Origin of the sequence: Anatilimnocola aggregata, assembly GCF_007747655.1 — a bacterium.
In the GTDB taxonomy this organism is placed as follows: domain Bacteria; phylum Planctomycetota; class Planctomycetia; order Pirellulales; family Pirellulaceae; genus Anatilimnocola; species Anatilimnocola aggregata.
The window spans coordinates 4,887,209-4,913,668 of record NZ_CP036274.1 but is presented as its reverse complement, the minus strand read 5'-3'; the positions used below and the strand labels follow the sequence as shown (position 1 = coordinate 4,913,668).

At 57.5% G+C, this 26,460-nt stretch carries 25 protein-coding genes and 2 tRNA genes; 21 read left to right on the top strand and 6 right to left on the bottom strand.

Features of this window, described 5'->3' with window-relative positions; genetic code table 11:
• The first annotated feature begins 207 nt into the window (after window positions 1–207).
• The 4 genes from ETAA8_RS18295 to ETAA8_RS18280 are packed head-to-tail and all read left to right on the top strand — an operon-like array spanning window position 208 to window position 3,041.
• Window positions 208–978, top strand: coding sequence for a phosphoadenylyl-sulfate reductase (locus tag ETAA8_RS18295; RefSeq protein ID WP_238397415.1), 771 nt, complete (start codon window positions 208–210; stop codon window positions 976–978).
• A complete protein-coding gene (locus tag ETAA8_RS18290; RefSeq protein WP_145091426.1) occupies window positions 957–1,403 on the top strand; it encodes an RrF2 family transcriptional regulator in 447 nt (148 codons plus the stop codon). Before ETAA8_RS18295 ends, ETAA8_RS18290 begins: the two co-directional genes overlap by 22 nt.
• Before the next feature lie 4 nt (window positions 1,404–1,407).
• Window positions 1,408–2,196: an indole-3-glycerol phosphate synthase TrpC gene (gene trpC / locus ETAA8_RS18285; RefSeq protein WP_145091423.1), complete on the top strand. Its 789-nt coding sequence runs from the start codon at window positions 1,408–1,410 to the stop codon at window positions 2,194–2,196.
• Window positions 2,197–2,198: 2 nt separating this feature from the next.
• Window positions 2,199–3,041 carry a hypothetical protein gene (locus ETAA8_RS18280; RefSeq protein WP_145091420.1) on the top strand — a complete coding sequence of 281 codons (843 nt, stop codon included), beginning with the start codon at window positions 2,199–2,201 and terminating at the stop codon, window positions 3,039–3,041.
• Between the two features lie 77 nt (window positions 3,042–3,118).
• Here the strand turns inward: ETAA8_RS18280 and ETAA8_RS18275 are convergent.
• A tRNA-Lys gene (locus ETAA8_RS18275) sits at window positions 3,119–3,192 on the bottom strand.
• Between the two features lie 119 nt (window positions 3,193–3,311).
• Between ETAA8_RS18275 and rsgA the strand changes: the two genes are divergently transcribed.
• Window positions 3,312–4,439, top strand: a complete 1,128-nt coding sequence (gene rsgA, locus ETAA8_RS18270) for a ribosome small subunit-dependent GTPase A (RefSeq protein WP_145091418.1) — start codon at window positions 3,312–3,314, stop codon at window positions 4,437–4,439.
• Window positions 4,440–4,451: 12 nt separating this feature from the next.
• Here rsgA and ETAA8_RS18265 read toward each other — a convergent pair whose 3' ends face one another.
• Window positions 4,452–4,679 carry a CDGSH iron-sulfur domain-containing protein gene (locus ETAA8_RS18265; RefSeq protein WP_145091415.1) on the bottom strand — a complete coding sequence of 76 codons (228 nt, stop codon included), beginning with the start codon at window positions 4,677–4,679 and terminating at the stop codon, window positions 4,452–4,454.
• Window positions 4,680–4,760: 81 nt separating this feature from the next.
• Here ETAA8_RS18265 and ETAA8_RS18260 point away from each other — a divergent pair, with 81 nt between their 5' ends.
• The 3 genes from ETAA8_RS18260 to ETAA8_RS18250 all read left to right on the top strand — a co-directional run bounded on the left by ETAA8_RS18260 (window position 4,761) and on the right by ETAA8_RS18250 (window position 7,775).
• On the top strand, window positions 4,761–5,282 hold the full coding sequence (locus ETAA8_RS18260; RefSeq protein ID WP_145091411.1) for a peptide chain release factor family protein: 522 nt from the start codon (window positions 4,761–4,763) through the stop codon (window positions 5,280–5,282).
• A 10-nt stretch (window positions 5,283–5,292) separates the two neighbouring features.
• The gene (locus tag ETAA8_RS18255; RefSeq protein ID WP_145091408.1) at window positions 5,293–5,892 is read left to right on the top strand and encodes a class I SAM-dependent methyltransferase; all 600 of its coding nucleotides are present in this window, start codon (window positions 5,293–5,295) and stop codon (window positions 5,890–5,892) included.
• Window positions 5,893–5,990: 98 nt separating this feature from the next.
• The gene (locus ETAA8_RS18250; RefSeq protein WP_145091405.1) at window positions 5,991–7,775 is read left to right on the top strand and encodes an acyl-CoA dehydrogenase family protein; all 1,785 of its coding nucleotides are present in this window, start codon (window positions 5,991–5,993) and stop codon (window positions 7,773–7,775) included.
• 96 nt (window positions 7,776–7,871) lie between these two features.
• On the opposite strand, the gene ETAA8_RS18245 is transcribed toward ETAA8_RS18250, so the two are convergent.
• On the bottom strand, window positions 7,872–9,176 hold the full coding sequence (locus tag ETAA8_RS18245) for a Gfo/Idh/MocA family protein (protein WP_145091402.1): 1,305 nt from the start codon (window positions 9,174–9,176) through the stop codon (window positions 7,872–7,874).
• Between the two features lie 526 nt (window positions 9,177–9,702).
• On the opposite strand from ETAA8_RS18245, the gene ETAA8_RS18240 reads away from it, so the two are divergent.
• Window positions 9,703–11,859 (top strand): YgiQ family radical SAM protein, encoded by a 2,157-nt coding sequence (locus tag ETAA8_RS18240; protein WP_202921067.1) that lies wholly within the window; start codon window positions 9,703–9,705, stop codon window positions 11,857–11,859.
• Between the two features lie 88 nt (window positions 11,860–11,947).
• Here ETAA8_RS18240 and ETAA8_RS18235 read toward each other — a convergent pair whose 3' ends face one another.
• Both ETAA8_RS18235 and nhaR read right to left on the bottom strand, forming a co-directional pair.
• A complete protein-coding gene (locus ETAA8_RS18235) occupies window positions 11,948–12,313 on the bottom strand; it encodes an IS66 family transposase (protein WP_261343560.1) in 366 nt (121 codons plus the stop codon).
• A 108-nt stretch (window positions 12,314–12,421) separates the two neighbouring features.
• Window positions 12,422–13,357: a transcriptional activator NhaR gene (gene nhaR / locus ETAA8_RS18230; protein ID WP_145091396.1), complete on the bottom strand. Its 936-nt coding sequence runs from the start codon at window positions 13,355–13,357 to the stop codon at window positions 12,422–12,424.
• 234 nt (window positions 13,358–13,591) lie between these two features.
• Between nhaR and ETAA8_RS18225 the strand changes: the two genes are divergently transcribed.
• From ETAA8_RS18225 to ETAA8_RS18215, 3 genes are read left to right on the top strand one after another with little or no spacing between them, the layout of a single operon-like run.
• Window positions 13,592–15,295 carry a peptidase domain-containing ABC transporter gene (locus tag ETAA8_RS18225; RefSeq protein ID WP_238397414.1) on the top strand — a complete coding sequence of 568 codons (1,704 nt, stop codon included), beginning with the start codon at window positions 13,592–13,594 and terminating at the stop codon, window positions 15,293–15,295.
• A gap of 10 nt (window positions 15,296–15,305) precedes the next feature.
• A complete protein-coding gene (locus tag ETAA8_RS18220) occupies window positions 15,306–16,658 on the top strand; it encodes an HlyD family secretion protein (protein WP_145091390.1) in 1,353 nt (450 codons plus the stop codon).
• Entirely contained in the window at window positions 16,655–18,325 is a 1,671-nt protein-coding gene (locus tag ETAA8_RS18215; RefSeq protein ID WP_145091387.1) for a TolC family protein, read from the top strand. The genes ETAA8_RS18220 and ETAA8_RS18215 overlap by 4 nt, the downstream gene beginning before the upstream one ends.
• A 357-nt stretch (window positions 18,326–18,682) precedes the next feature.
• Here the strand turns inward: ETAA8_RS18215 and ETAA8_RS18210 are convergent.
• A tRNA-Leu gene (locus tag ETAA8_RS18210) sits at window positions 18,683–18,765 on the bottom strand.
• Between the two features lie 795 nt (window positions 18,766–19,560).
• Here ETAA8_RS18210 and ETAA8_RS18205 point away from each other — a divergent pair.
• The 9 genes from ETAA8_RS18205 (at window position 19,561) to istB (ending at window position 26,304) form a co-directional block, all read left to right on the top strand.
• Window positions 19,561–20,304: a hypothetical protein gene (locus ETAA8_RS18205; protein WP_145091385.1), complete on the top strand. Its 744-nt coding sequence runs from the start codon at window positions 19,561–19,563 to the stop codon at window positions 20,302–20,304.
• A 223-nt stretch (window positions 20,305–20,527) separates the two neighbouring features.
• Window positions 20,528–21,343: an alpha/beta hydrolase family protein gene (locus ETAA8_RS18200; protein ID WP_145091382.1), complete on the top strand. Its 816-nt coding sequence runs from the start codon at window positions 20,528–20,530 to the stop codon at window positions 21,341–21,343.
• 797 nt (window positions 21,344–22,140) lie between these two features.
• Window positions 22,141–22,389 carry a BON domain-containing protein gene (locus ETAA8_RS18195; RefSeq protein ID WP_145091379.1) on the top strand — a complete coding sequence of 83 codons (249 nt, stop codon included), beginning with the start codon at window positions 22,141–22,143 and terminating at the stop codon, window positions 22,387–22,389.
• Window positions 22,390–22,456: 67 nt separating this feature from the next.
• Window positions 22,457–22,834 (top strand): response regulator, encoded by a 378-nt coding sequence (locus ETAA8_RS18190; protein ID WP_145091376.1) that lies wholly within the window; start codon window positions 22,457–22,459, stop codon window positions 22,832–22,834.
• Window positions 22,835–22,922: 88 nt separating this feature from the next.
• Window positions 22,923–23,372, top strand: coding sequence for a DUF1257 domain-containing protein (locus tag ETAA8_RS18185; protein ID WP_315851572.1), 450 nt, complete (start codon window positions 22,923–22,925; stop codon window positions 23,370–23,372).
• Window positions 23,369–23,566: a DUF2997 domain-containing protein gene (locus ETAA8_RS18180; protein ID WP_145091373.1), complete on the top strand. Its 198-nt coding sequence runs from the start codon at window positions 23,369–23,371 to the stop codon at window positions 23,564–23,566. Before ETAA8_RS18185 ends, ETAA8_RS18180 begins: the two co-directional genes overlap by 4 nt.
• The gene (locus ETAA8_RS18175) at window positions 23,563–23,778 is read left to right on the top strand and encodes a hypothetical protein (protein WP_145091370.1); all 216 of its coding nucleotides are present in this window, start codon (window positions 23,563–23,565) and stop codon (window positions 23,776–23,778) included. The genes ETAA8_RS18180 and ETAA8_RS18175 overlap by 4 nt, the downstream gene beginning before the upstream one ends.
• 193 nt (window positions 23,779–23,971) lie before the next feature.
• Window positions 23,972–25,486 carry an IS21 family transposase gene (gene istA / locus ETAA8_RS18170; protein ID WP_145086469.1) on the top strand — a complete coding sequence of 505 codons (1,515 nt, stop codon included), beginning with the start codon at window positions 23,972–23,974 and terminating at the stop codon, window positions 25,484–25,486.
• The gene (gene istB, locus ETAA8_RS18165; RefSeq protein WP_145086466.1) at window positions 25,483–26,304 is read left to right on the top strand and encodes an IS21-like element helper ATPase IstB; all 822 of its coding nucleotides are present in this window, start codon (window positions 25,483–25,485) and stop codon (window positions 26,302–26,304) included. Before istA ends, istB begins: the two co-directional genes overlap by 4 nt.
• Window positions 26,305–26,460 lie beyond the last annotated feature (156 nt).

Here is a 26,460-nt window from a genome sequence, read left to right as displayed (position 1 = left end):
CATTGGCATTTTGCCCAAATAATTGCTCCGCCTGAATGTCCATCGTGCAGAAGTGTTACGACCGCAACCGATGAAATGGTGGGCGAGAATCGATTGTTGACTTTATTGACCAACATTCGTATCATTGCCCCGCAACCGAGGTTGGAGACTCGAGCCCCGGGAACCACCTATATGAGTCTTGCGTTGTCCAGATCATCGTTATCCACCATGTCGCTAACTTCGACGAAGCCCTCGCTGCGCGTGTTGAATCCGCCCGCTGAGACAGCCGAAGGCAAGCTGGCCTATTCGTCGGAATTGCAAGCAGAACTCGATGCTGCCAGCCAGCAACTGGAATCGTCTTCGCCCGAAGAGATCCTGCGCTGGGCGGTCGAGCACTATGCTCCTAAGTTCACGATGGCGACGGCCTTCGGTCCGGAAGGCATGGTCCTGATTCACATGCTGGCCGAGATCGCGCCCGAGACGCCGATCTTCAATCTCGATACCGGCTATCAGTTCAAAGAAACACTCGAACTGCGGGAAGAGATCAAACGCCGGTACGGTATTGAAGTCGAACTGAAAAAGCCGGAACTGACCGTCGAACAATTCGAGCAAGCGAACGGTGGTCCCGTTTATCGAACCGATCCCGATCGTTGCTGCTTCGAGCGCAAAATCAAAGTCCTCCAGCAATCGGCCCTCGGCATGTATGCGTGGTCGAGCGCCATTCGCCGCGACCAAAGCCCCGACCGCGCCAAGGCTCCCATCGTAGGCTGGGATAAGAAGTTCGGCCTCGTGAAGATCAGTCCATTGGCAAACTGGACGAAGAAGCTGGTGTGGAACTTCATTACCCAGCACAACGTTCCTTATAACCCGCTGCACGATTCGGGTTACACAAGCATTGGCTGCTGGCCCTGCACGCGCGCGGTCGGCATTGGTGAAGACGAACGGGCCGGTCGCTGGAGCGGCCTGGCCAAGACCGAATGCGGGTTGCATACCCAGTGATTGTCTCGGCCAAAACTGAATACGCCTGCATCGCCGTACTGGAGTTGGCCACGCGTCACGACAGCGGCGAACCGGTGCGCATTCGCGAAATTGCCGATTCTCACGGCATTCCCTCGCGTTTTCTCGTGCAAATTCTGCTGCAACTGAAGAGCGCCGGACTCGTGAATAGTACGCGCGGCGCAGCGGGTGGCTATCAGTTGGCCCGTGATCCGAGCGAGATTTCCCTCGGCGATGTGATGTCGGTTGTCGATAGCCAATCTGGGACCATCCGCTCGTTCGCCGAACATCCTTCGGCCACGGCCAAGATTCTGCTCCATCGTTGGCAAGATGTGGCGCGCCAGGAGCGCGACATGCTCAGCGATATCTCGTTTGCCGATCTGGTGCAACAATTAAAAGAGCAAGGCGAAGGGATGTATTACATCTAATCGCATGACCAACGTTCTCGAAAAAATCGTCGTTCAGAAGTGGAAAGAAATCGCGGCTGCCAAGTTCGCGCGACCGGAAGCGGAAGTTCGCGCTGCCGCCGCTGATACTCCGCCGCGCCGCGACTTCTTCGCGGCGCTCGCAGCGAGCGGTCCTATTAAACTGATTGCCGAAGTAAAGAAGGCGAGCCCCAGCAAAGGTGTGATCCGGGCAGACTTCGATCCGGTCGAAATTGCCCGGGCTTACGAATCGGCCGGTGCCACCTGCTTGAGTGTGCTCACTGACGAGCACTTTTTTCAAGGCAGTCTCGAATACTTGCGGCAGATTCGCGCGGCAGTGAACTTACCGCTCCTGCGCAAAGACTTCATTCTCGACGCCTATCAGTTGTTCGAAGCTCGGGCGGCTGGAGCCGATGCAGTGCTGCTGATTGCCGAGTGTCTCGACGACTGCAATTTGCGCAAACTTCATAACGAAGCCATCGAACTCGGTTTGACTCCTCTCGTAGAATTTTACGACGAAGAAAATCTCGACCGCGTCCTCGCAGCCGGAGCCCAGTTGATCGGTGTGAATAACCGCGACTTACGCACGTTTGTGACTGACTTAGATCGGACCTTGCGAATGCGTCAGCGTGTCCCCCTCGACTGCGTCTTCGTGGGCGAGAGCGGCATCTTCACCCGGCAGGATGTGCTACGTTTGCAGGATGCTGGCGTCGATGCCATGCTGGTAGGTGAGAGCCTGATGCGTCAGCCGGATATTGCCGCTGCCGTCCGCCAACTTCTCGGTACGGGAGCTTAGTCATGCCGTCTACGATGGAAAATCTGTCGACGATCAACAGTTTTATTCGCACGGTACTGGCCACGGTCGTCCTCGCAGCTGCTGGCGTGGCGGGTTGGTTCGGTTATACCACCTTCAACAAGAGCGAAATCGCCGCCAAGCAACTGCTTCAAGCTAACGAACAGTTGGAAGCGACGAAGAAGGGTCTGGACGCTGCAAAAGCCGAACTCGTCGTGAAGGATGGCACGATCAAGGAGCAAGTCGTCAAAATCGACACGCTCAATAAAGATGTCGAACGCCTGGAAACAACCCTGGCGCTCATCAAAGTCGACTATCGACTTGCCCGGCTAACCGTCCTCGATCAAGGGGTCGATCAAAGTAGCGGCCAGACGTTTTCGCTTGTGGAGTTTGTCGAAGTGGACGACAAAGGCAAGCCCATCGACACGCCGCGCGAGTTTCGCATCCCAGGCGAGCAGGTCTACGTCGACAATTGGATTGTCAAATTCGACGACAAGTACATCGAGCGCGCCGACCTCGAACGAGGCACTTCGCTCATTCTGTTTCACCGCATCTTTGGCGATAAGCAACAGCCCGCCGATGGCTTTCCGCTCGACGAAGTCGGCACGCGCCCCCAAGCGTATGCCCGCGGCAGCCAAATGACCGATCTCGAAAAGAAAATCTGGGGCGACTTCTGGAACATCGCCAACAACAAACAGCTGGCCGAAGATCTCGGCATTCGCGCTGCCCACGGCCTGGCCCTCTCCATCAAGTTGCAAAAGGGCGCTTCTTACCTCATTACCATGCGCGCCGGCGGCGACCTCTCGTTCATCGTCGAGAAGAAACCAGAAACGCCGGTAGCTCGTTAGATCCTGGTCCGGTAGTTTCTGCTTACCATACGCGCATAAAGAAAGCCGCGCACCATTGCTGGTGGGCGGCTTTGCAGTGGCTCCGCTCGGACTCGAACCGAGAACCCTCTGATTAAGAGTCAGATGCTCTGACCAGTTGAGCTACGGAGCCGGGAAGCACGGATTTTAGCAAATCGTCGCTGGTGTACAAGGGCGGCGGTGGGGCGTTGCTTTCACTGACGGGATCGTCCAAAGTGAAGGGGAGACAACATCTTCCGTCAACGGGCAGGTATGACCGAGCGCAAACGAAAAATTCGGACCGACTTCCGCAAAAATCACCAGGGACGGGTGCGCCGTGGCGATCTCACACGGGATTTTCTCAAAGAGAATCTGGCCGACGACCAGGTGAAAGAAGAGCGAGTCAGCGGCAAGGGTGATCTCACGCGCCGCAGGACCGTCGTCGGGCACGATGCCGAAACCTCGGAAGCTGGTTTTGCCGTGCAACCACAGGCCGACGCAGCGACCATGCCCGGTCGCGTGTTGAGCGTCCATGGCCTGGCGAGTGTGGTGCAGGCACCCGACGGTCGAATCTTTCAATGTTCCACGCGCGGCGTACTCAAGAGTTTGAGTACCGATCTACGGCATGTGGTGGTGGCTGGCGACCAGGTCATCTTCGCACAATCGGGGCCAGAAGAGGGCGTGATCGAGCGGGTTGAGCCGCGGCGGACCATTGTCTGTCGCACTAGTCGCAACCGCCAGCACGTGCTCGTGTCGAATGTCGATCAGTTGCTGATCGTCACCAGTGCCGCAGAGCCAGCCCTCAAGCCGAATCTGATCGATCGCCTGATTGTGGAGGCCGAGCGGATGCAGATTCCGCCGATCATCTGCATTAACAAGGTCGACCTGGTTGATCCCGCCGACTTGCAACCGCTGGCGGGTGTGTTCGGTCAAATGGGATACGAAGTGCTGTTGCTATCGGCCACGCAAGGGCTCGGCGTCGATCGCCTGCGTCGGTTGGTGAAAGGGAAGGAAAGCGTTGTGGCAGGGCAGAGCGGCGTCGGTAAGAGCTCGCTGCTGAATCTGATCGAGCCGGGGCTGCAACTCAAGGTCGGCCGCGTCAGTACGGAAAACGAAAAGGGGCGACATACGACCACGGTTGCCAAGCTGATTCCGCTCGAAGCGGGCGGCTATGTAGTCGATACACCGGGAATTCGACAGTTTCAGTTATGGGATGTCGTACCCGAGGAAGTGGCCGGTTACTACCGTGACCTGCGCCCTTACGTCAGCCAATGTCGTTTTGCCAATTGCACGCACCAGCACGAATCGGACTGTGCGGTGAAAGACGCAGTCGCTGATGGCCGGCTCGATGTTCGCCGCTACGAAAGCTTCTGTCATTTGTTTGCCGGTGACGAAGCGTAACTTCACACCCAGCTACTCCGGTGTTGGAGCGGCAATGCCCAAACTGTGGAGAAAATGCTCACAAGTCTTGTGCGCACCGTCGCAGAAGGGCTTGTTAAGCGATGCCCCGCAGCGGCAGAGTGCCACGTTTGGTTTACCTGCAGGTATTTCGATTGGATTACCCGCTGCATCGACAAGTTTCACGTCGCCGGTGACGACCAGCGGCCCGTGCTCGCGAACGCGAATGGTGACTTCCGGCATGAGTAGTTTCCTTTCGCAATTGTCGGCACGTGGGTTACATTTGGCAGTTTAACATTTGCCGCCCCCCGCAGCGGGAACGAAATGCCCGAGCCTCAGCCCACGACGCATCCCGCCGCACTTAGCGAAGACGAGCTTTTGTCAGCTTGTTCGTTTCAAACCACCAGGCGGAGTGGGCCAGGCGGGCAGCATCGCAATAAAGTTGAGACGGCCGTCGTGGTTACGCATCGTCCGACGGGGGTGCGAACCGAGGCCAGCGAGCGCCGGAGTCAGGCTCAAAATAAGAGCATGGCCATCTTCCGCCTACGATTGGCCTTGGCACTGAGCGTGCGACAGCCGTATCCATTGCCAACCCAACCGAGCTTGCTTTGGCAGTCGCGGGCCAAGGGGCGCAAGCTAACGATCAGCGACGAGCATGCTGATTTTCCCGCGCTACTGGCCGAAGCTCTCGACTGTGCGAACGCGCACGAGTTCGATTTATCAGCTGCTGCCACGCAACTGGGCGTTTCGACAACGCAACTCGTTCGCTTCCTGCAGCAGTCTTCGCCCGCGTGGCAGTGGATCAATCGCGAGCGGCAAAGTCGCCAATTGAGGCCGTTAAAATAAAGGGGCGCGCATGTCTGCCGAAGATCGAGAGAAATGGAATGCCAAGTATAGCGACCCCGCGTTTGCGCCGCGCAATCCCTCGCCGACACTGCTGAGTCTGGTTGATTGGCTACCACCCACGCGCGGCCGTGCACTCGATGTTGCCGGCGGCGCAGGGCGGCATTCTATCTGGCTGGCGAAACTTGGGTTCGAGGTGACGTTGGCCGATGTCTCAGCAGTGGGGCTGCAAGTTGCCCAGCGACGCGCATCCGACTCAGGTGTGAAAATCACCACCATCGAGCACGATCTCGAACGCCACGGACTTCCCGTTGGCCCCTGGGATCTGATTGTTTCGATCTGTTACCTGTGGCGACCGACACCACGACTTATGGTCGATGCACTTTCGCCGCACGGCGTGTTTGTCATGATTCAACCGACGACGATCAATTTGACGAAACACGAAAAGCCTCCTCGCGATTTCTTGCTGCAGCCGGGAGAGTTAGGTAGTCGGTTTTCGCCAGAAGAATGCAAAGGGCACTATTTGAAGAACTGTTATTTCGTCGAAGACTGGTCCCTGGATGATCGGCACGACGCAGTGCTTGTCGTGCGCGCGGACAAACCGGCCGAGTGAGATTGACCTGCCAGTTTCGGGCAGTGACTTTGGCCCACTTGCCCGTATGATGTTAGCAGGCAAGAGCAACCAACGAGATCGATCGCAAGGAGTGCCCCATGAGCGCTGTTGACCGTGAAAAGCAGATCAAGCAAGCCGAAGAAATCCTTGGTCATGAGCCGGCGGAGCCCGGTTTTGCCAAGGGGCTATTTTTTGGTGAGTATCGACGCGAGGCGCTCCTTCCTTATCCTGTGCGTGAGCCCGACCAGCGAGTGCCGATTCTGCTGAATCAATTGCAGCAGTTTTGTCGCGAACAGATCGATCCTGTCGCCATCGACCGCCAGGCCGAGATTCCGCAAGCGGTGATCGACGGCCTGGGGCGCATCGGCATTCTAGGCGCCTGTCTGCCGCAAAGTGCCGGCGGCTTGTCGCTGTCGCAAACCAGCTATTGCCGCGTGTTGGAAATTCTCGGCGGCCATTGCGGCAGCACGGCCCTGTTTGTGAACGCGCATCACTCGATTGGTCCGCGGGCACTCGTTTTGTTCGGCAACCAGGATCAGCGCAACAAGTATCTGCCCAAACTGGCGACCGGTGAATGGATCAGCGCGTTCGCGCTCACCGAGCCTCAAGCGGGGAGCGACGCGGCGAATGTGCAATCGACGGCAACGCCAACCGCTGACGGCAAAGGCTATGTGCTCAACGGCGAGAAGCGCTGGATCACCAACGGCGGCATCGCGACAGTGCTAACCGTAATGGCCCGCACACCCGATCCGAAAGGTGGTGATTCGAAGATTACTGCCTTCGTCGTCACGCCTGACATGCCAGGCTTCAGCGTGGTTGAAAAACGGATGGAGAAAATGGGGGTCCGCGGAACCGCCACCAGTCGGCTGGCTTTCAAAGACCTCTATGTCCCGCGCGAAAACGTCCTGGGGCAACTCGGCAAGGGCCTGCGCGTGGCGCTCACCGTGCTCGATTACGGTCGTACCACGTTCGGCGCCAGTTGCACTGGCGCAGCGAAGTTCTGTGTCGCTGGCGCTCTCGCGCATGTGAAGCAGCGGGTGCAATTCGGCGAGCCACTGGCGAACTTCGAACTTGTCAAACAGAAGCTGGCCTTCATGCAGGCCGCGACCTTCGCGATGGAATCGTGTACCTACCAGACGGCCGCGCTGATGGACTCGGGGCATGGCGACTTCATGCTCGAGACGGCAATGCTCAAAGTATTCGCCACGGAACTGCTGTGGACCGCGCTGAACGATACATTCCAGCTCCACGGCGGGCTGGCCTACTTCACCGATCAGCCTTGGGAACGCATGGTGCGCGACGCGCGAATCAACACGATTGGCGAAGGAGCCAACGACGTATTGCGTGGCTTCAGCGCGCTGGTTGGCATGCGCGACGTCGGCCTGGAACTGGAAAGCATTCTGCACGCCATTTACCATCCGCTCGGCAAGCTCACGAAGCTCGCGCGGTTCGGCGGTCGAAAGATCGGTTCGCTGCTCGCTTCGCCGACAATCACCGTTCGCAGCGCCGAACTCGAGCCCGATGCCCATCAGTTGTCGAGTCAAATTTCCGCCCTTGGCGCGAATGTCGAACGGCTCCTCATCACGCATCAGAAAGAGGTTGTCGAACGGCAGTATCAGCTGGCTCGCATTGCCGACGTGGCAACGGATCTTTACGCGAGCAGTTGCGTGCTGAATCGCCTCGACTACGCGATTCGCGAACATCACGGCGACGATGGCCCGCTGCGGATGCAACTCGAAACGGGCCGCTACTGGCTCACCCTGTCGCGCCGCCGCGTCAACGGTTGGCTTGCCAGCCTATGGAACAACGACGACGAAGCCTGCACCAGCCTCGCCAAGCGGATGCTGCGGGGGGAAGTCGGCAATGGAAATGCTCACCACTAAGTGCTGAGCAGACAATCCTGCAGCCTAATCAACAAAAATGCGAGCTTGCCGAATCGACAAGCTCGCGGATCTGCGGCTACTTAGTGTCTCAGTCCACTACGAAAACTTCGTCTCGCCGGGAATCGCCACCTTCGGGACCGGCGTATCGCCGAGGACGAGCTTGCGCGGGGTGAGATCTTCGACCGAGGACATGGCCATGTCCCAGGTGATGTTCTGGCCGGTGTAAGTGGCCATGCGGCCCATGATGGCAAGCAGCGTGCTGTACGACATGTAAGTGCCGTTGTTGATTGGCGAGCCAGCGCGGATGGCGCCGAACAGTTCAACGTGTTCGACCTTATACATGCTGGGCTTCGGCCCGCGATATTTCCACTTGGTATCGCCAGCGGTCACTTCGTGCTTGATCAGCGAGGCTTTGCCTTTGGTGCCGAGGACGTAGTCTTCGGTCTCGTTGAAGCAGCCCGGCATTTGCCGCGTGAAGGCAAAGCACTTTACGCCGTTGTCCCATTCGTAGCAGACGGCGTGATGGTCGTAGATGTTGCCCCACTTCTCACCCGTCCGGACTTGCCGTCCGCCGATGCCGTAGCACAGCTTCGGCGGCTTATCGCCCATCAGCCACATTGCCTTATCGAGGCTGTGAATGTGCTGCTCGACGTTGTGATCGCCCGAGAGCCAGGTGAAATAGAGCCAGTTGCGCATCTGGTATTCCATCTCCGACCACTTCTCTTCGCGGCCGCGATGCCAGAGTCCGCCGGTGAGATAATTTTCTTGAATGGCGACGATATCACCGATCATCCCGTCCTGAATCTGCTTCATCGTCTCGCGCACGCCGTAGTCATAGCGCCAGCACAGACCCGAGACAAGGTTGAGATTCTTCTGCCGCGCGATTTCGCTCGATTCCAATACGCTGCGCACGCCCGGAGCATCGACGGCGACCGGTTTCTCGCAGAAGACGTGCTTACCCGCTTCGACTGCGGCTCGCAAATGTGCCGGACGAAAGCCGGGGGGCGAGCAGAGCAAGACCACATCGACATCGCTGGCCATCACTTGTTTGTAGGCATCGATGCCGACGAAGCAATTCTCTGGCTTCACATCGAGTTGTTCGCCGAGTGGCCCCTTGAGCGCGTTGCGGGCAATCTCGACCCGGTCGCCGAACGCATCTGCCAGCACCGTGATCTTGGCGTTCTTGTCGGCCGCCATCGAGTCGACAGCAGCTCCGCTGCCACGTCCACCGCAGCCAATCAGGGCTACTTTCAGCATGTCGCTGCCGGCGGCATGCACCGCGCGGGCACCGGTCATGGTTGTGACCACCGAACCAGCCACCGCCAAAGCAGCGGACGATTTGAGGAAACTGCGGCGACTCTTTTCGGGCGACGTTTCGGCAGGCAAAGATGCATTCGACATCGGGCGGGCTTCTCCAAAAGAAAGACGGAACCAAGTTCCCGTGGGAGTGGAAGCGGGCGTGGCGGTTCATTATTCGCTAGTTCAATGGCTGCCGCAAGTTGCGGGAGTTAAGGGATTAAAGGTTAGAGGTCAGGGGCAGGGAAATCTGTGACGAATCGCTAACTGTTTAGAACTTGATTCCTGGACGCTAAACTCTGGCTCCTTCGCTCCATTTTGCCCCTCCCGGGCGCGGCAGTGTCTCTGTAGAATGGACCTCACCAGTGCCCCCTAGAGCGAGCCAGGCTAAGGATAGTCGGCGGATTCTGCGGCGGGATTTTGTCCGTCTTGTTGATTGCCGTTCAGAGTTCAGGGACGTCGTTATTCCTCGCGAGTAACGGCAGCGAACCAACGAGCGAGCGGAAAATGCTCTTTCATGTCTCACGAATTGCCCGTTGTTGGGGCTGCTTCGTCTTCTTGTTCTACCTCCGGCTGTGGTTCCTTAGGGTCTTCCTGCGCTACCCGCCCCGCGCCCGGCGCGATGGGGACGATGCTCGAAGCACTCGCGCCGGCAATGCTGCCGCCAGCTTCGTCGGGCGGATTGCTGCAATTGAGTTCCGGCAAAAAGCCTCAGCCGCCGAAGAAGCAGCCGGCACCGTTCGCCGCGCTTCCCATGACGATGGACGAAGCCAAAAAACGCGGGTGGGACGAAGTCGATGTCGTCATCATTACCGGCGATGCTTATATCGATCACCCCAGCTTTGCGATGGCCATTCTCGGCCGCGTGCTGGAAGCGGCCGGCTTTCGTGTGGGCATCGTCAGCCAGCCCGATTGGCGGAAGGTCGATGACTGGCGACGGTTCGGCAAGCCGCGGCTGTTCTATGCGATCAGCGCCGGCAATATGGACTCGATGATCAACCACTACACGGCGAATCGCAAAGTGCGCAACGCCGATGCTTACTCGCCCGGGGGCCGCATCGGTCTGCGTCCCGATCGCGCGACGCTCGCCTATTGCCAACGTGCTCGCGAAGCCTATCCCGGCGTGCCGGTGATTGCCGGCAGCGTCGAAGCTTCGCTGCGGCGACTCGCGCACTACGACTATTGGTCCGACAAAGTCCGCCGCTCGATCATTCTCGACTGCAAAGCCGATCTGCTCGTTTACGGCATGGGCGAAGAAGCGATTGTAGAACTCGCCCGTGGTTTCGCGGCGGGAAAAACAGTCAAGGAACTGCGCGAGTTGCGTGGGATTGCCTATGCGTTGGGTGCCAGTGAGAATCCGCCCGAAGACTGCCTGGTGCTGCCAACCTACGAAGAGGTCGTTGCCGAAAAACCGAAGTTTGCCGAAGCCACTCGCATCATTCACAACGAGCAGAATCCGTATAACGCCCGCCGGCTCGTGCAATTTCACGATCGCCAGGCTGTCGTCTGCAATCCACCGCGCTTGCCGATCAGTGAACGGTCAATGGATGTGGTTTACAGCTTGCCCTACACGCGGCGGCCCCATCCTTCGTACACCGAAGCGATTCCCGCGATGGACATGATCAAGGACTCGGTCACGATCATGCGCGGCTGCTTCGGTGGCTGCACGTTCTGCAGCATCACGACGCATCAGGGACGGATCATTCAAAGCCGCAGCCCCGACAGCGTGCAGCAAGAGATCGAGCGGATGGCTGTCGATCCGCAGTTCAAAGGAACCATCAGCGACATCGGCGGCCCGACGGCCAACATGTACCAGATGAAGTGTACGCAGCCCGAAGTAGAAGCTGTCTGTCGCCGCCAGTCGTGCGTTCATCCGACGATTTGCAAACTATTGGGAACCGATCACGGGCCCCTCGTCGACATGATGCGCACGGCCCGCGAAACGCCAGGCATCAAGAAAGTGCTTGTCGCCAGCGGCATTCGCATGGACCTCGCTCGTCGCAGTCCCGAGTACATGCGCGACCTGGCGCGGCATCACGTCGGTGGGCACTTGAAGGTCGCTCCCGAACACGTCGATCCCGGTGTGCTCGGGCTGATGCGCAAGCCGGCGACGGACGATTTCGAGATGTTTTCAGACGCGTTCAAAAAGGAATCGGCCAAGGCGGGGAAGAAGCAATTCATCATTCCGTATTTCATCGCCAGCCATCCCGGCAGCGGCCTCGACGAGATGATTCATCTCGCCGTGTTCCTAAAGCAGAACGGCTACAAGCCCGACCAGGTGCAAGACTTCATTCCCGCGCCGTTCGATGTCGCCACGGCCATGTACTACACGGGGATCGATCCGTTCACGAAGAAACCGGTGCAAATTGCCAAGGCCCTGCGCGATCGCAAGATGCAGCGCGCGTTGCTGCAGTTCTTCAAGCCGGAAAACTACTTCGAAGTTCGCGAGGCCTTGCGACAAGCTGGGCGGATGGACCTCGTCGGCGATGGCTGCGACAGCCTCATCTCCAGCAAACCACCGAAAGAAGCCCTCCTCAAGCGCCGCTCCGACGCCAACAGCAACTTCGCGGGCAACTACGTCCACCAGGCTCCCGGCAGCGGCGCTCGCAACGAAGGAACCAAACCCGGTCGCAAGCCGAATCCCTCTACCAGTTCGGCCAATGCTTCACCAGGAAACAAGCAAGGCACCGGCCAAAACAGTGCCCAACCGAACCGCCCGCTACGCAAGAAAGACAAGACCTCGCGCTATCAACCGGGCAAGGGCTACCGTCCAGATATTAAGAGATAAATAGCTGCGATCAAAGCACGCGGATTCTAGGTAACCGTTCACACCTTTCTACCGTTGCCTGAGCATTGGCGTGTTGAGGGCTGGCGGTTCAATTGGTTGGCAGCAAGGTTGGCGGCGGGGTGTCGCTGAAGAAGGCCCCGACCGATTGACGGAGAAAGTCGAAGACGCTGCGGCCGTGTTGGGTGCAAGTGGCGATGGCGGTCCAGATGCGTTCGGACCATTGGCGGCCGGCGAGACTGCGGGGTCCCTGGGTTACTTTGCGGTCAAGGACCACGAAGCGAATGGCTTGTTCGGCGAGGTTGTTCGTGGGTTCGAGGCCCGGTGTGGTGATGAAGCGCAAGTATTCTCGCCCATGTTCGTGAAAGCGATTGGCCAGGTTGCGAGCTTGCTTCGTGGCCGGTTTGCGGAACGTCGGACAGGCAGATACTTCCGCTTGTTCAGCCATGATGGCCACAAGCTAACCCACCCACCCCCGAACCCAACAAGATCAGTTGAAAAAAGTGTGAACGGTTACAAGTTGCGGCCAAGTTATCGGGGATTGCCCAAAACAGCGCAGCAAATACTAGGAAGTCTTCACGCGGCTAACGACTTTACTCGGAAAGACGTCCGACTTGGCGGCGTGCGAGATAGCCAGCACGGCTGGATTCTTGAGCCGGCGTTCGACCGAGATGGCGTAATATCGCTCGCGGACCTGGTCGATGCGGCCAACGACTTTCACCGAGTACTGTCGGCAGACCTCCGCTTCGATTGCGGAGGGTGCTGGAAAGAGGCCAATTCCCTCTTGCCCGAACACTTTCATTAACGCGGTATCCTGAAACTCCGCGGCGATGAGCGGATGAATTTGCTGTTCGTCCAGCCATTGGTCCAGCGCACGGCGTGGCAACGACTGCGATCCGGGAAGTAATAGCGGAGCTCCATTCAGTGACTGCGGAAATCCCTTCCGATAAGCCCGGCTTAACTTTGCCGTGCCAAAGATCGTGACGCCGCATTCACCCAGCAAGTGGCTAAAGGCCTTGATTGGACTACCGGGGCTGAGCGGAGCATCGCTGAGAATGACATCAAGTTCGAACGTGGCCAGCCCTTTCAGCAAATCCTCAAAATGCCCTTCGCGACAAACTAATTTCACCGCTTCAGGCAACTTGAGTGCTGGCAAGACGAGGCGATAAACCATCAATTTTGCAAGCACGTCGGATACACCGATTGACAGTCGATGCGGTCGCCCCGTGGGTCTGCCCCGCGCGACTTCGGCTAGTTCGCTACCGAGCGTAAATATCTCATCCGCATAACGCTTGATCGTGCGACCAAGCTCGGTCAATTGCAGCCCGCGCCCTTTGCGCTCGAACAGTTCGCCACCGAGGCTACGTTCGAGTTGCTGCAACTGCAAAGAAATCGTCGGCTGCGAAAGATGCAGCACTTCGCAAGCGCGCACGATGCTCCCCTCGCGCGCGACCACCCAGAAATAGTGCAAGTGATGGTAATTCAGCCACGGAGCGGACATATAGAAATTTCCAATGAATCACCGTCACTTTTATCTGTTTGTCTAAGTTTACGATTTATCCGAAGATTGCACGAGTCAGCTCAACAGGTTCTCCCCAAGCGATAGCTGAATTTCGGGCGGGTTGGCCGGTTTATTCTGGCTAATCCGCGTGTTTCGCGGAAAGTACGCAGTCAGAACAACATCACCAGGGATAGGCCGCTCATGGGCTCGTCGGCGTCACCAGCAGCACACCATTTGACCCCACTTCAACGTCTGATCTCGTTGCTTCGTCCCGAGGCGACGGACATCGCCGTTGTGGTTCTCTTTTCTCTCGTGATTGGCATTTTGTCGCTGGCCACGCCGATTACGGTAGAAGCACTGGTCAACACCGTCGCCTTTGGACGGTACCTGCAGCCTTTGTTTGTCCTGGCCTTGATGCTTTTCACGTTCCTCGGCTTCGCGGCGATTCTCAAAGGACTGCAGACTTACATCGCTGAAGTTATTCAGCGGCGGATCTTTGTCCGCGTTGTGGCGTATTTGGCCGATCGGCTGCCCCGCGTCAACCACGAAGCGTTTACCAAAGGACATGGGCCGGAACTGCTAAATCGCTTCTTTGAAGTGATCACGGTACAGAAGTCGGCAGCCCTACTGGTGCTCGACGGCATCACCATCGTGATTACGGGCGTAGTCGGTATGGTTGTGCTGGCGTTCTACCATCCGTTCCTACTGGGGTTCAATTTGGTTTTAGTCGGGGCGGTGCTCTTCGCCATCTTTGCCCTCGGTCGCGGCGCGGTCGACTCTGCGATCGATGAGTCCTACAAAAAATATGCGGTTGCGGCGTGGTTGCAGCAATTGGCCCTGTACCCGACGACGTTCAAACTAGCGGGGGGACTGCCCCGGGCAATGGAGAAGGCTGACGAGTTGACGGTGGCTTATCTCGAAGCACGCCAGTCGCATTTTCACGTTTTGTTCCGACAGATTACTTTCACCCTCGGATTGCAGGCGATTGCTGCGGCCTGTTTGTTGGGTATCGGCGGCTTCCTGGTAATCAACGGGCAATTGACGTTGGGACAGCTCGTGGCTTCCGAACTGATCGTAGCAGTCGTTGTGGGTTCGTTTGCCAAGTTGGGTAAGCACATGGAGAGTTACTACGACCTGCTTGCTGCTTGCGACAAGCTAGGTCACTTGTTCGATCTCCCCACGGAACGCCTGGAGGGTCTAACTCCGCCACGACAGAACTTGGGAGCGAGAGTGCAGTTCCATCATGTGGAACTTGAACTCGGCGCGGCTCAGCACTCTCCAGCACTGACCATGATCATTGAAGCCGGTGAACGTGTGGCTCTCACTGGGCCTCCCGGCAGCGGGAAAAGTTCGATTCTTGAGATACTTTACGCCCTAAAAGAGCCAGCGCATGGATACGTCGAGTTCGACTCCCTCGACCTACGGTCCGTCGCGCCGCCGCGGTTGCGAGAACAAGTCGCCCTTGTCCAGTCGATTGAACTCATTGAGGGAACGATTGCCGACAACGTGCACCTGCATCGCGACAGCGTTACCCACCAGCAGGTTCGCAATGCGCTAGAAGCGGTCGGACTGTGGAACGAAATCATGGCTCTGACAGGGGGTCTCGAGACTCGAGTGCCGTTAGGTGGTGGAACACTATCAAACAGCCAGGCAATTCGGTTGATGATTGCAAGGGCGATCGCGGGCCAACCAAGGTTGATCCTCATCGATTCAATCCTCGATCAACTCTCCGAAATGCATTTGCGATTTGTATTCGACGCCGTCGCGAAGGCGGAGCGGTCGTGCACGGTGGTGCTTGTCACCAGCCGTGAGAGTCTGTTTGAACTATGCGACCGTACGATTCCACTTCAGCCGGTACTAGATCCTGACTCTCTCGCCAACAACAGGCTGTTGCCGGCTCCACAGTCGTTGCCCCGACTTAATCTTGTTTCACTTTAGCGATCCAGACATGGCTGCGACTATCCATTCCACGGTTAATTCATTCGCCCATCTGCGGTCGATGCGACTCGTTCGGCCATCGATCGGCGCGAGGGCGTTAGCGGTACTGCTACTGCTCGCCTTGGTCGCGTCGATCTTTGCCATGCTCCTTCTGCCGTGGCAGCAAACGTCACGCGGAGCCGGCCGAGTCATTGCCTACCATCCGACCGAGCGCCCACAAACGGTCGAAGCACCCGTCTATGGGCGTGTCGCTCGTTGGGGCGATAACATCGTCGAAGGGGCGTTAGTGACGAAGGGCCAGTTGATATTAGAGATTGATGACAACGATGCCGAACACGCATTTCGACTGAATCAGCAAGTCACCGCGACGGAGCAGAAACTTTCGTTTGCCGTCGAGAAGGTCAACTCGTACTTCTCGCAGATTGAAGAGTATCGCCAGTCCCGCACACTGATTAACGAGTCGTATCAGCAGTTGCTCGCTGTTGCGGAGCAGAAAATTCGAGCTGCCGAAGCGGATCTATCAGCGGCCAAGACGGCCGAGTGGCAGCTTGAACTCGATCATCAGCGGCAGAGCACACTCGCCAAGGAGGGGATCGTTGGAACCCTCAAGGCACAAGAGGCGCAGACCAAATACGAACAGGCAGTCGCGAAACGGCAGGCTGCGGAAAACTACGTGGCTGCTAGCAAAAGTGACCTAAAGGCCAAGCAAGCTGAGGGCGAGGCCAAGACCCGCGAAGCCACAACCAAAATTCAAGAAGCCGAAGCGAAACATCAGCAGGCCCGAGGTGAAGAAGCACTTTCGCGGAAAGAACTCGCCGAAATCCAGGGAAAAACAGCCCAATTTGGTCGTCGGCAAGTCACCGCACCACGCGACGGTATCCTCTACCGTATCCATGTTTCTGACAACGCGCAAATGCTAAAAGAAGGTGACCCGCTCTTCACCATTGTCCCCGAAACATCGGAACAGGCAGTCGAACTATGGATCAATGGCAACGACGTACCGCTCGTGCGTGCCCAGCGCGAAGTGCGCCTGCAATTCGAGGGCTGGCCGGCCGTGCAATTTGCGGGGTGGCCGAGCGTCGCAGTGGGGACGTTCGGAGGTGAAGTTATTGCCATTGATGCAACCGATGACGGCAAAGGAAAATTCCGGGTGCTGGTCCGGCCCACGGTCGAACACCCTTGGCCGGACGAGCAATTTCTGCGACAAGGGGCCCGTGCCAACGGCTGGATTTTGCTCAACGAGGTCTCGCTGGGGTACGAACTGTGGCGGCAACTAAACGGCTTTCCGCCCGTCATTTCCACCGATGAGCCCAAGTCTGCGGGCGGGGATAAAGACAAGCAGAAAGTGAAGCTGCCGAAATGACACGGATGTCGGATATTTTCCTGGTATTGAGCCTACTCTGCGCGAGCGGTTGCCAGGCATTTAAAGAGGGCGCTGCAAATGACATCCCAACGCTAAGTAGGAGCCCTGCTGATGAAGCTGCTCCGAAATACAAGCCGGTTGAGACCGTGGCTCAAGAGGCGAAGTCCGACTTTGTCGCCCAGGAACTTCCGCCTCCCGTGAAAGACGACCTGCCCCGGGAGGCGCTCCCGCCGGAGCGGAACCAACTCGTCGCCCCCAACTTGAGCCCCGAGGCAACACCTCGCCAGCGGCTCGACGCGATCGTCCCCAGCTTTAGCCAAGATCAAACACTTGCACCCCCGCTGCTGCAACTGGAGCGGGTGAAGACTTCGGTCGTGGAGAAGTTCCCTCTTATTCAGAGTGTCATGGAGGAGGCGCGGATCGCGGCTGGCAAACAGCAGTCGGCACGGGGCGTTTTCGACGTAAAGTTGGTTGCCGAATCGCTGAACATGCCGCAGGGCTATTACAAGAACTATCGGCACGCGGTGAAGGCAGAACAAGCGACATGGATGGGCGGAGCGATCTATGGACAGTACCGCATCGGCAATGGCGATTTTCAGCCCTGGTACGGCGAACGCGAAACAAACGATGGAGGTGAGTTCAAATTGGGCCTGGCCGCTCCGCTCTTGCGCGGACGAGCCATTGATGAACGGCGAGCCGAGATAGCTCGCGCCGATCTCCAAGCCGCTGTGGTTACTCCGCAAGTTGAACGGCAGATTCTCGAGTCTGTGCAGATTGCGGCCTATGTCTATTGGTCCTGGGTAGCTGCCGGACAAGCGTATCTCGTGACTCAGGAATTGCTCGATGTCGCCGAGGAGCGTGACCGGGCGATACGCCGACAGGTGGAACTCGGCAATCTTCCTCAAACGGAACTGCAACAAAACGAGCGTTTGATCGCATCGCGGCAAGCCAAGTTGATCGAAGCCAACCGTAAGCTGCAGAGCTCGGCGATTAAACTTTCGCTGTTCCTCCGAGATGATGCCGGCGATCCCATCCTTCCCTCGACCCGCGAACTTCCCACTCGATTTCCGGAGCCAACCGATCCGAGCGGTTTTGATTTGGAATCCGACATCAGCCGAGCCGTTGACCAACGTCCCGAACTACGGGAATTAACAGTGGTCAGAGAGATTGTCGCCGTCGACTTGCAACAATCCGAAAATGAGCTGCTGCCCAACTTGACGGCCGTTATGGAGGCCTCCAAGGATGTCGGTGGCCCGGCCAGCACCAAAGGAGACAAAACCCCTTTTGAGCTAGAAGCCGGGCTTCTTTTCGATGTGCCGCTGCAAAGGAACAAAGCCTACGGCAAGATTCAGTCCGCCCAGGGAAAACTGTCGCAGCTGTCGCTCAAGCGAGAATTCACTGTCAATAAGATTGTCTCCGAAGTTCAAGACGCCCACTCCGCCATGATTGCGGCCTACGAGCGGATTGGCCGGACCCGCCAAAGCGTGGAGCTGGCTCGGAAACTGGTCAAAGCCGAGTACCGAAGCTTCGAACTCGGCAACAGCGATGTCCTACGAATCGCGATCCAGGAAAGCGCCGAGCTCGACGCACGCTACCTCGAAATCGAGGCACTTCTCGACTACTTCCAAGCCCGCGCTCAGTATCAGGCGGCCGTAGCAATCCCCTAGGATCTGGCAGTTGCAGTGCGACCGGTTTGCAGGGGTCCCTTCTTCGCTACCCTTGCCGAGGCGCTAAACGGAACTCCGAATGGCTCAGCGTTCGCTCCCGAGATTGAGATGCCGACCCGAGGGGCCGACAAATCGAAGGGCAGACCAGTGACCCGCGAAGTGTTCGACCGCATGGTTGCTGCGGTGCCCAAGGTGCTGCAGGAAATCAGCCGGGAGAAGTTCGCCCGAGGAATACTATCATCGTGACCGTGCCCAGGACCAAGGGCAACGGATTGCAGCGTACCTAGGTACAGTTACGAAAAAACCGGCTGCGGAGTTACCCGAGCCGGTCGACGTAAAGTCTTAACTCTCAACAAGTACCAGAGGTGGGAGTCGAACCCACACACCCTTGCGGATACAGGATTTTGAATCCAGCGCGTCTGCCATTCCGCCACTCTGGCTTAAACCAAGCTATCTGCCCTAACTCCGGGCCAGTGAACGATTATTGCTACCTTTTCTAAAATTTCAAGTGGTTGCTGCGAAACAACATACGGCCGCAATCTTAACTCGGGGCCGCTTCGCATCAGCCTTTGCAAACGACCAAATGCCATCGAGTGCCCAGGGATTCCAAACCGGCACCCAAATGCGGTTTACGGGCAAATCACGGGCAAACCCAGACCGTCATTTCTGCCTGAGCTAACTGCGTGGCGAGTCTAACAGCAACGGCCAGATACGGAAACGCCCCATGGACGGGTCCGAATCACCAAGATGATTACGTCGCCTCTTCAATTCTGGAGGATGCAATGTTCGCAGCAAGACGGTATAGAGTTGGCCGGTTGCTCACCAGCGTGTTTGTGACGTTGTTGTCTTCCAACGGCATTCGCCGCCGAGCCAGTGGATGCCGTGTTCAAATCGAAGCTCGAAGGCAGGAATCAGCAGAACTGCACTAGATCGTCTGACCATGCCGAACGCAACAACGTTTTCAACTTTCGCCGCCAGTCGCCGTAAGTCCTTATGCGTCGAAGTATCGGCGGGCCAAAAATAGTAGCGGAAGTACCCCAGTTTCTTAAACCGGCAACCGCTCTTTCGCACTTCCACGTGATATGGCACGCGTTGGCTCCATGGCGGGCACTGAGCCATTTCTCCAACCAGTTGGAAGTGCTATTGCGCCGCCCCTGCCGTTAGCGCTACGCTGAAGATTGTGGGCTGAACATTCATCAGCTCTTCAACAACTTTCAGACAAACGGAATGGTCATATGCCAATTCAACTTACCAATTTCCCAACTAAGCCCTTCGACGAGCAGTTCGCGCAAAGCAGTGCAGAAGTCCGAGCTTACTTCCGTGAGGCGTGGGACATCAGAGATCGAGTCGCCAGATTCATCGAGGAGAATACCCCTCCTGGCAAACTCAAAGGACGCGGCAAAACGCGAAGTGGCCGCCCAAGCATGACGAAAGTCATTATCGAGGTCATGAACGAGACAGGCTCGAAGAAAGCATCTGTCTACGATGCCCGACAATGCGGCAATACATTCAGCGAGATGGACGTCGAAGAGATACTGCAGTTGTGTGAGGACGCCGCTCTTCTCCCAAGTCGTCAGCTCTTTCTCGAATTGATGCGGGTGCCGGCAGAGCGGCGATCCACATTCGCAAGCGAAGTAATTGGCGACAGATGCAGCAAGGAAGAGATCAAGTTGCGTCGACATGAAGAGTTCGAGAAAAAAGGAACTACTTCTAAAACACCGCAGGCACCCCGAAGTCAGTTCGAACTTGCCGCACAAGTGGCCAAGTATCGGGCCAGACTGAACTTTCTGTTCGGCTTAATGTCACCTCCATCAGTTGGCGGTGAACGGCAATTGTCGAAGCTGGGCTTCGCAATCCCGTCTGATCTTGACTCCGATATTCGGACTGTGACGCGAGGAATGAAGTCACTAGAGGCAAAGTGTCTCCATGCAGTGAAGGAGTCGTCAGGTGAAACCAAGGATACGTCGGCCGACAATTGAGCTGCAATCCTCTGACGGGCTCAGAAGCGTCTGCGATTGGGGTCCAAGCTAGCACGCGGCGATTGTATCGGCCATGTAGAAGTTGCTGGAGAAGCACGGCGTCGAAGTCCAAGCTGCGTGATGCCAGTCAAATCGATGCTCAGCCGCATTTAGCGGCGAGCCGAGCATCGGTAAGATGACTGCGACTCTGTTCCTGGGCTCACCGATCATTCGGGAGGCAAATATGCCCGTCGTAAGCCATCATTCCGCCGCGTTGTTTGCCTGTCTGATTGTAACCCTCTGCGTTTCTACCGCATCCGCAGCGGAACCAGTCGATGTCGTCTTCAATGCGAAACATGACGGCACAGTTCAGCGGTACGTCGTGATCCTGCCGGACGACTTCGATGTGGAGAAGCCGCAATCAGTGCTGATCGCTCTTCACGGCCACGGCTCTGATCGCTGGCAGTTCGTGAAGGACGGCCGGGGTGAGTGCAAAGCTGCTCGCGACGCTGCCTCAAAGCACAAGTTGATCTTCGTCTCACCGGACTACCGGGCGAAGACCTCGTGGATGGGCCCAGCCGCAGAGGCCGATGTCGTTCAGATAATCGAAGAGCTGAAGGCGAAGTGCCGCGTGAACAAGGTGATCGTCAGCGGCGGCTCGATGGGTGGCACAGCTGCACTTACCTTTGCCGCACTACATCCTGATCTGGTTGATGGAGTTGTTTCGATGAACGGCACCGCTAACCTCGTGGAGTACGACCAGTTTCAAGGTGCAATTGCCGCATCATTTGGCGGGACCAAAGCGGAGAAGCCTGACGAGTACAAGAAACGATCCGCTGAACTGCACCTTGATCGCCTGACCATGCCGGTTGCCTGCACTACGGGCGGCAAAGATCGTGCGGTTCCTCCGGATAGCGTGCTTCGCATGGCTGAAGCCCTGAAGGCAAAGGAGCGTCCGGTGAAGCTCATCCATCGACCTGAGGGCGGTCACTCGACGAACTACGCGGATGCGACAGAAGCGTTCGAGTTCGTGGTCGCGGAGGTGGTGAAAGCGAAGTGACTGGGAGCGTTGCTCACCTCTTGTTAGCAGTTCCGGTAACACGGCCGCTGCTATCGCGGAATGTGGTGGTTCCACTCTTGGAAGTAGCTGCAGAGCCGGTCGTTCGCCCACTGCTGTCCCGGAAAGTTGTCTTTCCACTCGGGGATGTAGCTGCTGACCCCGCACTCCGTCCGCTGCTATCGCGAAGGGTTGTCGTCCCGCTCTTCGACGCGGACGCTGTTCCGACACTCCTCCCGCTACTGTCTCGAAAAGTCATTGTGCCCGACTTGGAGGTCGTAGCTGAGCCGGCACTCCTGCCGCTGCTATCTCGAAATGTTGTTGTTCCGTTCTTGGAGGTCGTAGCTGAACCAGCACTTCGGCCACTCCCGTCGCGAAATGAAGAGCTCGAACCCGGTTTCGGGGGGCTACCAATTAGCCGTTCTTTATTGCCAACTGTTTGGGCTGAGCTGAATGCCGGCAGCACCAATCCGATGAGCAACGAGGCGAAGGCAAGACGTGACATGGCAGTATCCAGCGGTTAGGCAGTTCCGACAAAGGATTGATAGATACGACTATCGTACCAAAGATTGCCTTCAATTACTTGATTTCTCTGTTGCTTGGGGGCCCGGGACTTACTCGTTGTACCTCGATTCGAAGCAACCAAAAAACATCTTCAAAATTTCCCGCGATAGGGTTTTCCCCGGCAGCCCGTGCAGGCAGTCCTTTCTATCCTTCGGTTCGAGAGCTGCTGTACTTCGCGGACTGACTCGGACTTTGGGGAACAATCAACGCCCCTCTCACGTTAATAGGACAAAGCCATGAACCCCGTTCTAGACCTTCCTCTTCCGTTTGCCTCGGTAGACGCTGACGTAGCAAAAAATATCGGGCTCTACCTGCGTGGGATTCGCGGTGGTTTTCAACGCATCGGCGTCTCCGCTACTGGCGGAACTGTCAAGCTATCCGGGTTAGTTGGTTCATTTTATCTGCGTCAGCTGGCAGTTGAGACCACGAAACATGTGGCTGGTGTTCGGCGTGTTCTCGATGACTTAGAGGTTGATCCAGAGTAGGCCTTTTCATTCGTGAGTGCAGAAAGCTGTTTCTACATTTCACACCGCCTGCATTCAGGGAGGTCTCATGTGCGACTCGTTACTCATCGTGGACGACGATCCTGACCAACTCGATATATTGTCGCGGATCTTTCCGCGAAGTGACTATCACGTAGTTGCCGTAAACCATCCGCGTAGAGCACTGGAGGCTGCCAGTAGCCAGCAGTTCCAAGTCGCACTGCTAGACCTAAGCCTTCCGGACATGGATGGCATGGAACTGATGCAGCGACTGCAACGGACCCAGGATAGTCTGCAAGTCATCATTTTGTCTGGTTACGACTATCCGTCCTCGAATGCCAAGGCGGACGGTGCATTTGCAGTTCTCACGAAGCCTTGCAGCCTAGCGTTGCTGAAGGCTACGGTGACGAGGGCCTTAGAGCGTAAGGTGGTGGTCTCAATGTCGTGAGGCAGACTAGCTTACTAACGCAATTCGCCAAGCGAATCCAATCAGACTATTGCTGTGGGTGTCGGACAGTTCGCACTAATTCTGAATAGTGGCCGTTTCTGCGTCACAATCTCCTGATGGCCGCGTCTATCTCTGGCCACTTCTTCCGCATCAAGGAGATCTCGCAATTAGCCACATCGTTCAAATCAAGTCAGAAGTTCGGGACGCTGCTGCGGTCAACGCCGCGTGTAAGCGTCTCGGCCTCGCCCCACCAGTGAACGGCCAACATAAGCTGTTCACGAGCTCTGCTGCTGGCCTCGGCATCAAGTTGCCGGGCTGGACTTACCCGGTCGTGTGCGACCTCTCTACTGGGCAGGTTGCCTTCGATAATTACGTCGGCCGCTGGGGTGAACAAAGCAAGTTGGACGCCCTGCTTCAGATGTATGCCGTAGAAAAGGCAAAGATCGAAGCCAGAAAGAAGGGCTACACGGTTTCCGAGCAATTTCTGGCCAGCGGCGAAATCAAGCTCACAATCCACGTCAGCGGAGGTGCCGCTTGAGCAAGACAATTGAAGTTATCGTCGCCCCTGACGGTAAAGTGACTGTGCAAACCAAAGGTTTCGCCGGCACCGGATGTAAAGCTGCGTCTGAAGCGTTGGAGAAGGCTCTTGGTCTGAAACAATCTGAGCAGCTGACTGCCGAGTTCTTCTCGCAGCCAATCACGCATCAGCAAGCCACGGAGGGCCGAGCATGAGTTCTGTTCGACGACGCGTGCTACGTCCCATTGCCCCTGAACATGTTGTTGATCCGGCCATTGCTACTCGTCTGGCCCGGCAACGTGAGAAGCTCGCCAAAGCGAAGACGTCGCTCAAACGCTGGATGACGCGGCTTAAGCGGGCGACCAACACCGTCACTGCTCTGCACCAGTCGATCACGCGACTCGAAGCGGCCCTGTGTAGCAGCTAACTCATCGCAATAGTTTCACGGCACCGGGGAAAGTTAGGGCAGCCGAAGAATGTAAACGACGGTCGAATAGTGCAGCGCGCGGCGGAGCCGATGGTCGGTCGAAAAGTGCAGCGCTAGCCCTGCTCGTGAGAATCCGTAAGGCAGATTTGAGGCTTCCCAGCGTCTCAAGCCTTACGATCCGCGAGCGTAGCCCATGCTGCGAGATATGCATAACTGGACCGAAATCCGTCGTCTTGTCCTGACCGAGAAGAAATCCAAACGAGCGGTTTGCAGGGAATTTTCCCTTCACTGGCAGACCCTCGAAAAGATCCTGCAGCACCCTGAGCCGCCCGGTTATCGACAACGTCTGCCCCGGGAGCGGCCCAAACTCGATCCGTTCCTGCCGATCATCCACGAGATCCTGGAGCAGGACAAAACGGCGCCCCGCAAGCAGCGCCACACCACTAAACGGATCTTCGACCGCCTGCGTGCCGAGCATGGCTACACCGGCGGGATCACGGTGGTCGGCGAGGTCGTGCGGGAGTGGCGAACGACCACGGCGGAGGTGTTCTTACCCTTGTCGCATCAACCGGGCGAAGCCCAGTTCGACTTCGGCGAAGCGGAGGTGGTGCTGCAAGGCATGCCGACGAAAGTCGCGTACTGCGTCATGTCGTTGCCGTACAGCGACGCGTTCTTCGTGCAGGTCTTTCCTCGCGAATGCACCGAGACGTTTCAAGCGGGCCATCAGCGGGCCTTTGAGTTCTTCGGCGGCGTGCCCCGCCGGATCAGCTACGACAACAGCCGGATTGCTGTGGCCCGGTTCGTGGGGAAACGGGGTGACACGCCGACGCGTGAGTTCCTACGGCTGCAGAGTCATTATCTGTTTGAGCATCACTTCTGCCTGGTGCGACGGCCGATGGAGAAGGGGCATACGGAGAACCTCATCGGTTTCGCGCGGCGGAACTTCCTGGTGCCGGTACCACGGACCGGCAGCCTGGAAGTGCTGAATGCCGAACTCGAGCGGCAGTGCTGTGAAGATCTGGAACGCCAGTTACGCGGACAACCGGCGAACAAAGCCACGTTGTTGGCAGAGGAGCAGGCTGCGTTGTTGCCGCTGCCGAAGTCGGGCTTTGAAGCGCGGCGAGTCGAACCGGCCCAGGCCAACTCTCTTTCCTTGGTTCGCTTCGACGGCAACGATTACTCGGTGCCGACGCAGTATGCTCATCAGAAAGTGACCGCAATTGGCGGCCTGGAGGAAGTTCGGCTGGTCGTTAACGACAAGTTGGTTGCCCAGCATCCACGCGACTGGTCGAAGGAGCAGGTCCATTACAACCCGCTGCATTACCTGGCACTCTTGGAGCGGAAGCCAGGGGGCTTGGACTTCGCGAAACCCCTGGAAAACTGGGGCTTGCCGGACTGTTTCGATCTCCTCCGGCGGCGTCTGGAAGCAGATGGCGGCGCACACGGCCGCCGGGAGTTCATCAAAACCTTGCGGCTGCTGGAGACTATCTCGCTGGCTGCATTAACTGCGGCGATTGAGCGGGCACTGGAGATCGACGTTCTGGCCGTCGATGCGATTCGGCTGCTCGTGCAGCAGGGACTGGAAGAGCCGACGCGGTGGTTTCGGCTGGACAATCATCCGCATCTGCAGTCGCACTCGATCCCTCCTCCCAATCTCCTGTCTTACCGTGAACTGACCTGCGCGCTGACGACGGGAGGTGTGTTATGAAATCTCTCGAAACCAAAAGCACGGTGCTGCTCAAGCATCACTTGAAGGCCCTACGGTTGCCGTCGTTCCTGGAGGGCTGCGAGAAAACGGCCCAGCGGTGTGCGACGGAGAACGTCGATCATCTGGGCTTTCTGCTGCAACTGTGTGAGCTGGAGTTACTCAACCGTGAGAAGCGTGCCAGCGAGCGGCGGCTCAAGTCAGCGCGCTTTCCCAACCTGAAATCGCCTGGTGATTTCGACTTCGCCGCCCAGCCCTCGCTCAATCGCGTGCTGGTGGCAGAACTACTGCGGTGCGAGTTCGTGGAACGCCGCGAGTCGGTGATCTTTCTCGGGCATCCGGGCACGGGGAAGACGCACCTGGCCATCGCGCTTGGCATTGCCGCCTGTCAGCGGGGCAAACGGGTCCGCTTCTGCCGCGTGACGGAACTGATCACGCAACTTATGGAAGCCCGAGAAGAACGGACGCTGCTGCGGATGAAGTCGTCACTAGCCAAGTTCGATCTGCTGATCCTCGATGAGCTGGGTTACGTCCCCGCCAGTAAGCTGGGCGCGGAGTTGCTCTTCGAGGTCATCAGTAGCGCTTACGAACGCCAATCGTTGATCGTGACCACCAATCTGCCGTTCGAGCAATGGACCGAAGTCCTGGGCAGCGAGCGCCTGACCGGCGCCGTGCTCGATCGGCTGACACACCGCTGCCACATCCTCGAATCGACCGGCGAAAGTTATCGCTTGCAAGACGCGCGGCGCCGCCGCAAAGGATCGCGCCCGAAACCGGCGACCTCATCCTTGTCACCCGCCGATGAAACGGCAGAATCCTAGCCGTCGTTACAACCGTCGCAATCCTTCCTCCTCCGGAGGAGGAAGGATTCTTACTGGAATGCCCCAACACCCTGATTTAGACTGAGACCCTTCCCCACCTCAGCGCCACACTTTTCAACCGCCGCGCGCTGCACTATTCGACCGTCGTTTACACAG